Genomic DNA, 10802 nt, shown 5'->3' on the forward strand with positions numbered 1-10802 from the left:
ACGTGATGATAGTAAAAAGCCCCGCAGATTAATATCTGGCGGGGCTTTGCGAGGCGTGGTGAGACGAGTTGATTTTGATGTCTGGTCCCCCCGACAGGAATCGAACCTGTATCTAGCGCTTAGGAGGCACTTGTTCTATCCATTGAACTACGGGGAGCGGATAGTTTCGGCGGGACGGGGCGGAAAGCCTGGCTGCATCGGGCATCCGCCTGGTATCTACCGGCTGGTATCTACCTTGTCCCGCGGGCGTTTCCGGGTGCTACGCCCGGGGATTCTACGCCTCTTCCCGGCGCGGCTCCGTGACACTGTCGACCGTTACGGCGGGGCATGGGTCTGCACCGACATGCGCGGTCCGTCGCCGGGGGCAGAGTATAGCAAAGACCGCTTTCGCCGGGGCGAGCGGGGTGAACGGGCCCCGCGCGCGCGAGGCATCCTGGTCCAGGGATTCGTGCGCGTCAGGACAAGTCCCCCCAATTTCGTTCACCTAGACTTTGCCGGAGCGATGCGACAGGCGTACATGGGGTAGGCCGTCGGCATCCGCCTTCTCGGGGAGGTCTTCGATGAATACCACTGCTGTCTGGCATCGGTTCGGCGCGGCGCACGGCACCGGCTTCGGGGGCCGCTGGCGCGAATTGCTGCTCGGTCTCGTCTGCGGGCTCCTGCTGCTGACGATCTCCGGGCGCGCGCATGCCGAGGCGTCGCCGGCGCCGGCCGAGTGCAAGGCGTTGCAGGCGAAGTATCCGCAGTTCAAGGGCAAGTCGCTCGTCAACGCCATCAACCCGCACACGCCGGGTTACGAGGCGCTCGATCCGAACGATCCGAGCAAGTACGTCGGCTTCGACGTCGACCTCGGCGACACGATCGCGAACTGCCTCGGCTTCACGATGACCTACAAGCCGGTCACGTTCGCCGCGCTGCTGACGACGCTGCAAAGCGGCCAGGCCGACATCGTGATTTCCGACATCTACGCGACGGAGGAACGCGCAAAGGCGGCCGACTTCATCACCTACTCGAAGGTGTTCGACGGCGTGCTGGTCGCGAAGGGCAATCCGAAGAAGCTCACGGGCATCGACACGTCGATGTGCGGGACGACCGCCGCCGAAAACACCGGCTACGTCGAGGTGCCGCTGATCCAGAACCTCGCGCAGGCCTGCAAGGCGGCCGGCAAGCCGGAAGCGAAGGTGCTGCTCTTCGACAACAACGCGCAGTGCATCCAGGCGATCCTCGCGGGCCGCGCGGACACCTACATCAACGACGTGAACACGGTGGACGAGGCTGTGAAGGCGTATCCGGCCCAGCTCGAGAAGGCGAGCGCGGTCACGCTGCCGTACTCGGTCGGCATCGCGGTGCCGAAGAACAACGTGGCGTTCCGCTCGGCGGTGATGGAGGCGCTCGTCGCGATCCAGAAGGCCGGCATCCAGACCCAGCTTCTGAAGAAGTGGTCGCTCGGCGTGGAGAACCTCGAGACGCCGAAGCTGATCGTGTCGTCGTCGACCTGAGACGATACCTGAGCCGATACCTGAGCCGATGCATCTGTTCCTGCATTACCTCGGCCTGCCGTACCTGCTGAACGGGATCGGCTTCACGATCGCCGTGACGGTGCTCGGGCTCGCCGGCGGTCTCGTCGTCGGGCTCGCGCTGGCCGCGATGCAGCTCTCGCGCGTCGGGCCGCTCGCCGCGCTCGCGCGGGCCTACACGGTGATCTTTCGCGGCACGCCGCTGATCCTGCAACTGGTGTTCGCGTACGACGCGCTTCCGCACATCGGGCTGAAGCTGAGCGCGCTCGGCGCGGCCGGGCTCGCGCTTTCCGCGAACGAGGCGCCGTTCATCGCGGAGATCCTGCGCGCGGGCGTGCTCGGCGTCGACCGCGGCCAGGTGCTCGCGGGCGAGGCGCTCGGGATGACGCCGCTCGTGCTGATGCGTCGCGTGATCGGCCCGCAGGCGATCCGCACGATGGTGCCCGCGTTCGGCAACGAGTCGGTGAGCGCGCTGAAGAACTCGTCGCTGGCCTCGGTGATCGCCGTCGACGAGCTGACGCTGCGCAGCACGCAGCTCGCCTCGTCGACGTTCGACTTCTTCTCGATCTTTTTCGCGTCGGGGCTCATGTATCTCGTGCTGACGGGCGCGATCGCCGCGCTGCAGCTCGTCGCCGAAGCGGCGCTCGATCTCGATCGCGCGGCCGGCGGCGGCGTCAGGCGGCTGCTGCCGTGGCGGCGCGCGCCGGGGCCGATTGCGGCGCACGTCGCCGCGCAGCCCGCGCTTCCCGACGCGCCGGTCGCCGCGCCGCTGCCGCAACGCACGGCCGCCGATCGCGCGGCGCGCGCCGCCGCGCTCGCGAACCAGCGCGCCGCCGTGCAGGTGAAGGGGCTGCGCAAGCGCTACGGCGCGCAGACCGTGCTCGACGGCTTCGACCTGACGATCCGCCAGGGCGAGGTCGTCGCGCTGCTCGGGCCGAGCGGCTCGGGCAAGAGCACGCTGCTGCGCTGCCTCAACCATCTGGAAGGCTGGGACGACGGCGAAGTCCGCCTCGACGGCAAGCGCCTCGGCTATCGCGTCGACGGCCGGCCGATGACGCCGCACGAGCTCGCGAACGAGCGTGCCGAGGCCGGCGTCGGCATGGTGTTCCAGCAGTTCAATCTGTTCAGCCATCTGAGCGCGCGCGAGAACATTGCGGGGCCGCTGCGCTGGGTACACGGCATGTCCGGGGACGACGCGCTGCGCCGCGCCGACGCCCTGCTCGAACGCGTCGGCCTCGCGCATCGCGCCGACGCGTTGCCGAGACATCTGTCCGGCGGCCAGCAGCAGCGCGTCGCGATCGCCCGCGCGCTCGCGCCGAACCCGCGCGTGCTGCTGCTCGACGAGCCGACCTCGGCGCTCGACCCCGAACTCGTCGGCGAGGTGCTCGACGTGATCCGCCGGCTCGCGGTCGAGGACGGGCTCACGATGATCATTTCGACTCACCAGCTACGTTTCGCCGATCAGGTGGCCGACCGCGTCGTGTTCATGAGCGGCGGCGTCGTGGTCGAGGAGGGCCCGGCGCACGAGGTGCTGACGCAGCCGCGCGAGCCGCTCACGCGGCGCTTCCTGAGGGCGATGGAAGCGGGCGAGCTGCTCGAGACGGCGTCGTCGTGAGCGGCGCATCGCTCCAGCTTCCGGTTGCCGCGCCGGCGGCTCGAGGCAGCCGGCGGCCGATTTCCCGTCCGCGCGCGGCATGGCCCGCGCGCGGCGCACAACGAGGTTAGAACCGCGATGAAACACCATACTCTGGCGGTGTCGCCGCAAACCGTGCACTGGGGCTATTTCAGCAAGCGGGTCGCGCCCGCGCTGACGGTGCGCTCCGGCGAGCGCGCGACGATCGAGACGCTGACGCACCACGCGAACGACGACCACGAGCGGATGATCGCCGGCGACCCCGGCGCCGAGAGCGTGTTCCGGTGGACGCGCGACTACAAGGCCGTCGCGCGGCGCGGCGCGGGTCCGGATGGCGGGCCGTTCAAACTGGGCTCGGGCGAGGGCGTCGGCGTGCATCTGTTGACGGGGCCCGTCGCCGTCGAGGGCGCCGAGCCCGGCGACGTGCTCGAGGTGCGGATTCTCGACGTGCGCCCGCGGCCGAGCTGCAACGCGTGCTACGCGGGCCGCTGTTTCGGCTCGAACGTCGCCGCTTCGTGGGGCTTCCAGTATCACGACCTGATCGAGGAGCCGAAGCCGCGCGAGGTCGTCACGATCTTCGAGCTCGATACGTCCGGCGAGCCCCATGCGCAGGCGGTCTACAACTACGTGTGGACGCCGCAGACCGACCCGGACGGCGTCGTGCACGCGAACATCGACTACCCCGGCGTGCGCGTCGACCACGCGCTCGTGCGCAAGCGCGAGCACGTGCTGGCGGGCGTGAAGGTGCCCGCGCGCCTGCACTTCGGCACGATGGGGCTCGCGCCGGCCGAATCCGACTACGTGAGCTCGATTCCGCCCGGTTATACGGGCGGCAACATCGACGACTGGCGCGTCGGCAAGGGCGCGCGGATGTATTACCCGGTCGCGGTCGAAGGCGCGCTGTTCTCGGTCGGCGATCCGCACGCGGCGCAAGGCGACAGCGAGCTCGGCGGCACCGCGATCGAAACCTCGCTGACGGGCGACTTCGAGTTCGTGCTGCACAAGGCGGCCGATCTCGGCGGCACGGTGCTCGAAGGGCTCGATCATCCGCTGCTCGAAACCGACGAGCAATGGTCGGTGTACGGCTTCACGTTTCCGAACTATCTCGCCGAGCTCGGGCCGAACGCGCAGCTCGAGGTCGCGCAGCACGCGAGCCTCGACAAGGCGATGCGCGACGCGTTCCGCAAGCTGCGCCGTTTCCTGATGACGGTGCACCGGCTGAGCGAGGACGAGGCGATCGCATTGATGTCGGTCGCGGCGGACTTCGGCGTGACGCAGGTCGTCGACGGCAACTGGGGCGTGCACGGCTCGATCCGCAGGAAGATGTTTACGAAAGCCTGAAGGGCCGCCCGCGCGAGCGGGCGGCGGTGCGCTAAAACGGTGAACCGTGCGCGGCGCTGGCGCAGCGGTTCGCGAGTCCCGTCGGCGGCGGGGACCGGCCGCCGCGCCCGGGGCCGCGCGGCGCGGACGACACGGATGGCGCGAAGCTTGCTTGAACGGTCCGGCGGCAAAGCATGGGCTTTGCGCGTTGAGCCGAAACCTGGGTCCGGTGCGCGGCGCCAGGTGGACGGCGTGTGGGAGCCGACGCTGGATCCGCTGCTTTTCACCACCGAGTCCTATCCCGAAGCCGAACGACGGGCCGCCTGGTGCGAGGCGCTCGGCCGGCTCGGGCTGCGCGCGCAGACGTTCGACCGCACGCGCGCGCCGCACGGGACGATCAGGTCGCTGACGACCGTCGGCGGCTTTTGCCTGAGCGCGGTGGTCTCGGTCGCGCAGACCGTCGAGTTTTGCGCGGCGGAGGCCGACGGCCTCGTGATCGCGCAGATCGTCGACGGCGCGGCGACGCTGGCCGGCGCCGGCCGCCGCGAACCGGTGGCGAACGGAGAACTGGTCTTTCTGCCCGCGAGCGATGCCGCCACGCTCGCGTTCGATTCTGCGTTCACCCTGTTCGTCGTGCGCGTGCCGCGCGCCGCGGTTCGCGCGCGCCTGCCCGCGTGGCCGGCCCGCGCGTGGCGGATGGCCGGCGACACCGGCATCGGGCGCGTGTTCTCGGGATTTCTCGCGTCGCTGGCCGAAAGCGTCGAGACGCTGGCCGCGCACGAATTGCGGCCGCTCGAACTGGCGCTGGCCGAGTTTCTCGCGGCCAGCCTCGCCGGGCCGCAGCGCGAGGCGGGCATCGGGATGCTGAGCGCGTCGCAGGCGGCGATCTTCTCGCGCGTCTGCCATCACATCGAGGCACGGCTCGGGGATTCGAACCTGAGTCTCGCGCGGGTCGCGCAGGCCGAGCGCGTGTCGCCGCGCTATCTGCAGAAGCTGTTCGAGGCGGCCGGGCAGAGCTTTTCGACGTGGCTGCGGTCGAGACGCCTCGAACGCTGCCGCGCCGAACTCGTCGATCCGCTCTACGAGCGCATGTCGATCACCGACATCTGCTTTCGCTGGGGGTTCAACGATCCCGCGTATTTCAGCCGCGCGTTTCGCGAACAGTACCAGACCTCGCCGAGCGCGTTCCGCCACGAAGGCAGCCTCGCGTTCGCGCAGCATCTCGTGCAGCGGCTCTCGCGCGGCCTGCCGCTCAACGCCGACGCATTATTGCCGGCCCATCACGCGCAGCCGCGCGCCGGAGCCGCGGCCCGCGCGGCACAGGCCGCCCGCGACGGCGGTGGCCGCCACGACACGGCGCTCGCGCCGAGCGCCGCGTCGCCGGGGCCGCGGCCGCGCAGGCCGCGCCATCATCTGCTGCGCGCCACCGCGAACACGGTGCACTGGGGCTACTTCTCGCACGACCTGAAGCCCGTGCTCGAAGTCGACAGCGGCGACACGGTGACGATCGAGACGCTGACGCAGCACGCGTCCGACGACTGGGCGCGGATGGTGGCGGGCGACCCCGGCGCCGAAAGCGTGTTCCACTGGACCGCCGAGCGCAAGAACGTGAACCGCCGCGGGGCGGGGCCGCTCGACGCGTCGATCTACGGACGCGGCGCCGGCGAAGGGTTCGGCGTGCACATCTGCACGGGTCCGGTCGCGGTGCGCGGCGCCGAGCCCGGCGACGTGCTCGAGGTGCGGATTCTCGGCGTGCGGCCGCGCGCCTGCGCGAATCCGCCGTTCGCGGGCCGCGTGTTCGGCAGCAATGCGGCCACGTGGTGGGGCTTTCACTATCGCGAGCTGCTGACCGAGCCGAAGCCGCGCGAGGTCGTCACGATCTACGAGCTCGACGCCGCGCGGCCCGACGACGGGCCGGCGTATGCGCGCGCCGTCTACAACTACCGCTGGACGCCGCAGCGCGACCCGTTCGGCGTGCTGCATCCGACCATCGACTATCCGGGCGTGCCCGTCGATCACGCGAGCGTGGTCGAGAATCACGACGTGCTGAGGAACGTGCGGATTCCGGTGCGCCCGCATTTCGGGCTGATCGCGGTGGCGCCGCAGCAGAACGGGCTCATCGATTCGATTCCGCCGTCGGCGTTCGGCGGCAATCTCGACAACTGGCGCCTCGCGCAGGGCGCGAGCGTGTTCCTGCCGGTCGGCGTGGCGGGGGCGCTGCTCTCGGTCGGCGATCCGCACGCGTCCCAGGGCGATTCGGAGCTGTGCGGCACGGCCATCGAATGCTCGCTGACGGGCGACTTCCAGCTCGTGCTGCACAAGCGCGACACGCTCGCGGGCCGGCCGTACGAGGACCTGACCTACCCGCTCGTCGAGACCGCCGACGAATGGGTGTTGCACGGCTTCAGCCACGCGAACTACCTGGTCGAGTTCGGCGCGCAGGCGCAGAGCAAGGTCTACGAGAAACCCACGCTCGACCTCGCGATGCGCGACGCGTTCATCAAGACGCGCCGCTTTCTGATGACGGCGAAGGGCCTGACGGAAGACGAGGCGATCTCGCTGATGTCGGTGGCCGTCGACTTCGGCGTGACGCAGATCGTCGACGGCAACTGGGGCGTGCACGCCATCATCCGCAAGGCGCTGTTCGTGGATTGATCGGGGTCTGCGTCGCCCAGGCCGGGCGAACGTGCCACTTTCCCCATTCATGCGCCGGAGCTCTCCGGCAATCGACTCCCCAAACAGATTGCGCCGCCGGGAAGCTTCCCGGCTTCCACGCCCTTTTCCCGTGCGCGTTTACTCAATCCGGTTAATTGATTTTTTTTGCTGGTAATTACGATTTTAATAATGGAAACGATTTAGGAATCGTTTCCAGCCACGGTTATAAAGCCTGAAAATCGCCTCATATTTCAATGGCGTGTCGAAACCGCCTGAAGAGCCCCGTACGACGGGCATCCCGGGATAAATAAAGCGACCGGTTTATTTGTGTGATTCGGGTCTTTTTTTAGAACTCTTTACTCAAGTTCTCATTTTAATTAACCGATATTCAGGTCGGCCGGTATGGGTTGATGCGTTCGCGGATTGCTTATGGCTCGCCCGCGGACCCGACCGGCGGCGACGGCCGATTCGAAGGGGCCGCCGATGTCGTGCGGACGCTACCGGCAATGATCGGGAATCCGGTCCGGCACGGCAAACGGCAACGCGAACAGGCGTACGGAAAGGCGAACGAATCGGCGTTCGAAACAGGCGATAGACGACAGGCACACGTGAGCAGGACGAATACACATCACGCGACGATCCATTGCGCGCGGTACGGGGCTGGCCGATGAAGCCGCTCGCCCGTCGCCGCAAGTATGGCGTTCGCGTGTTCGGTCGTCGCCGCTGGCGCATGCCGCGGCTGCTCGCCTGGATGCTGGGCGGCTTCGTCTCGACCACGCTTTCGCTGCATGCGCCGGCGCTTCATGCCCAGACTGTCGTCAGCTCGGGCGTGACGTCGAGCGGCCTCGTCGAAAGCGCGGGGCATTCGGCCACCGTCTACGGGACGACGTCCGGCTCATTGCTGAGCTCCGGCGGCATCGAAACGGTTTCTTCCGGCGGCCTCGCTGTTTCGACCACCATCCAGAACTTCGGCGCGCAGAACCTTTCGGGCGGGACGGCGGTCGGCACCGTCGACTCCGGCTCGCAGGTGGTGTTCGCCGGCGGCGTAGCGAGCGGCACGCAGGTCGTCAGCACCGGGCAGCAGGTCGTCTCGTCGGGCGGGTCGGCGGTCGGTACCGTCGTCCAGGGCGGCGGCGCGAACATCGTATCTTCGGGCGGCTGGGCCAGCGGTACGGACGTCGAGTTCGGACATGAATCGGTGATGGCAGGCGGCAGCGCGCTCGGCACGACCGTGGCGGGCGCCAATACCGTTCAGTACGTCTCCGGCGGCGTCGCGAGCGGCACGGTGGTGAGCAGCGGCGGCAATCTGGACGCATTGGGCGGCGTGGCAAGCAATGTCACGGCCGATGCCGGCGGCACGCTCAACGTGAGCGGCGGCACGATCAGCGGCGCGACGGTCGGCAGCGGCGGCACGCTCGTGGTGTCCTCCGGCACCGCGAACGGCGCGACGATCGACAGTTCCGGGCGCATCACCATCAGCGCGGGCGCGACCGCGATCGGCGTCACGCAGGACAGCGGCGGTATTTTCCAGGCCGATACGCTGGCCGGCGACGTGAGCGGCACGAACGCGTCGGGTTCATTCTCGATTTCCGGCGGCGTCGCCTCGAACGTGCTGGTCGAGAACGGCGGCTGGCTGAACGTCTCGTCGGGCGGCGTGGCCCGCGGCACGACGGCGGGCGCCTACGGCACGCAGAACGTCGACGCGGGCGGCACGGCGAGCGGCACGAAGGTGAGCGGCGGCGCGGAGAACGTGTCCGGCAGCAGCTTCGACGCGACGGTTTCCAACGGCCAGCAGACGGTGTTCGCCGGGGGCATGGCGAGCGGCACGACGGTCTACGGCGGCGGGGTCCAGGCGGTCAGCTCGGGCGGTACGGCCAGCCGCGCGCAGGTGGACAGCGGCGGCACCGAGACGGTCAGCGCGGGCGGCAGCGCCGTCGGCGCGGTGGTCAACAGTGCCGGCACGATGAACGTGAGCAGCGGCGGCACGGCGTCGGGCACGACCGTGTCGGCATGGGGAACGGAGAACGTCGATGCCGGCGGCAAGGACGTCGGCGCGCTGCTTATCGGTGCCTATGCGTACCAGAACGTTTCGTCGGGCGGCACGGCGAGCGGCGCGGTCGTCAGCGGCGGCGGCAATCAGGGCATCGACGGCGGCACGGCTTACGGCACCGACGTCCTCAGCGGTAGCTGGCTATGGCTGAACAGCGGGACGACCGTCAGCGCGCAACTCCAGAGCGGCGGCGACATGGTGCTGTCGAGCGGCACGGCCGACGCCACGATCATCGACAGCGGCGGCACGCAGATGGTCCACCCGGGCGGGCTCGCTTCCGGCACGACCGTCTCGGCGGGCGGCGACCAGGACGTCTGGGGCGGCACGACGAGCGGCACGTATCTGAGCGGCGGGACCGAGTACGTCGACAGCGGGAGCGTCGCCGTGGACACGCAGGTCGACAGCGGCGGGAATCTGGATGTCGGCGGCGACGGCACGGGCACGAGCGGGATCGCCCTGGTCTCGGGCGCGCAGGTCATGACCGGCGGCTCGGAGACGATCAGTTCGGATGGCGAATCAGTCGGCGCGAAAATCAGCGGCGGCGCGGAGGTCGTGCAGTCCGGCGGCGTGGATAGCGGCGCGACGATCTTCAGCGGCAGCCAGACCGTCAGTTCGGGCGGCAGCGCGGTCAGCGCGACGGTGAGCGGCGGCATGCAGACGGTGCTGTCGAGCGGCACGGCGAGCGGCACGCAGGTGAGTAGCGGCGGCGTGGAGAATCTGTCGGGCAGCGGCCTTGACGAGACGATCTACGCGAGCGGTTCGCAGACGGTTTATGCGGGCGGCACGGACAGCGGCGCGACGCTCTCGGGCGGCAACCAGACTGTCAGTTCGGGCGGCAGCGCGACGGCTACGACTGTCGACGCGGGCGGTTCGCAGACCATCGACGCGAGCGGCAATGCAACCAGCACGACCGTGAACGACGGCGGTTCGCAGACGGTGCTCGCAAGCGGCACGGCGAGCGGCACGCAGGTGGAAAGCGGGGGCGTGGAGAACCTGTCGGGCAGCGGCTTCGACGAGACGATCTACGCGAGCGGCTCGCAGACGGTCTATGCCGGCGGCACGGACAGCGGCGCGACGCTCTCGGGCGGCAACGAGACGGTCAGCGCGGGCGGCAGCGCGATCGGCACGACGGTGGGGAACAACGGCACGCTGACGGTGTCGTCGGGCGGTTCCGCGAGCGACACGATGGTCGACGCCGGCGGCACCGACAACGTGAACGGCGGCACGGTCGTCAGCACGACCGTAACCGGCGACGGCGTCAACGACGGCAGCGCCAACGAGAACGTGAATTCGGGCGGCACCGCCTACGACACCACGCTCAGCGGCCGCGCGCACCAGACGCTGAACAGCGGCGGGCAGTCCTACGATACGGTCGTGGTCAACGGCAGCCAGTGGTTGTATGGCGGGGTGTCGAACGACACGGTGCTCGACGGCGAAGGCTTTCAGGGCATTGGGGATGGCACTGCGTCCGGAACCGTCATCGAAAGCGGGGGCTGGCAGCAGATCGGCGGCGGCGAGGCCGATGGCACCGTGATCAGCAGCGGCGGCCGACAGAACGTCCTCGGCGGCGCGACTTCCGACACCACGATCAGCAGCGGCGGCAACTCGTATATCCAGGGCGGCACGG

General features: G+C 69.1%; 4 protein-coding genes, 1 tRNA gene and 1 pseudogene. 5 read left to right on the forward strand and 1 reads right to left on the reverse strand.

Annotated features, from left to right (window positions below; translation table 11 throughout):
* Positions 1-82 precede the first annotated feature (82 nt).
* A tRNA-Arg gene (locus CY652_RS22665) sits at positions 83-157 on the reverse strand.
* Positions 158-560: 403 nt separating this feature from the next.
* Here CY652_RS22665 and CY652_RS22670 point away from each other — a divergent pair.
* The 5 genes and pseudogenes from CY652_RS22670 to CY652_RS22690 form a co-directional block, all read left to right on the forward strand.
* A complete protein-coding gene (locus CY652_RS22670) occupies positions 561-1499 on the forward strand; it encodes an ABC transporter substrate-binding protein (protein WP_102132958.1) in 939 nt (312 codons plus the stop codon).
* Positions 1500-1527: 28 nt separating this feature from the next.
* Entirely contained in the window at positions 1528-3132 is a 1605-nt protein-coding gene (locus CY652_RS22675) for an amino acid ABC transporter permease/ATP-binding protein (protein WP_102132959.1), read from the forward strand.
* A gap of 87 nt (positions 3133-3219) precedes the next feature.
* Positions 3220-4491 (forward strand): annotated as a pseudogene (locus tag CY652_RS22680) (acetamidase/formamidase family protein); the annotation flags it as partial.
* A 246-nt stretch (positions 4492-4737) separates the two neighbouring features.
* Positions 4738-7125, forward strand: a complete 2388-nt coding sequence (locus tag CY652_RS22685) for an acetamidase/formamidase family protein (protein WP_102132963.1) — start codon at positions 4738-4740, stop codon at positions 7123-7125.
* Positions 7126-7792: 667 nt separating this feature from the next.
* On the forward strand, positions 7793-10802 hold a 3010-nt coding region (locus tag CY652_RS22690; RefSeq protein ID WP_180970733.1), incomplete at its 3' end, for an AIDA repeat-containing protein.

It is taken from the genome of Burkholderia sp. WAC0059 (genome assembly GCF_002870125.1).
In the GTDB taxonomy this organism is placed as follows: Bacteria; Pseudomonadota; Gammaproteobacteria; order Burkholderiales; family Burkholderiaceae; genus Paraburkholderia.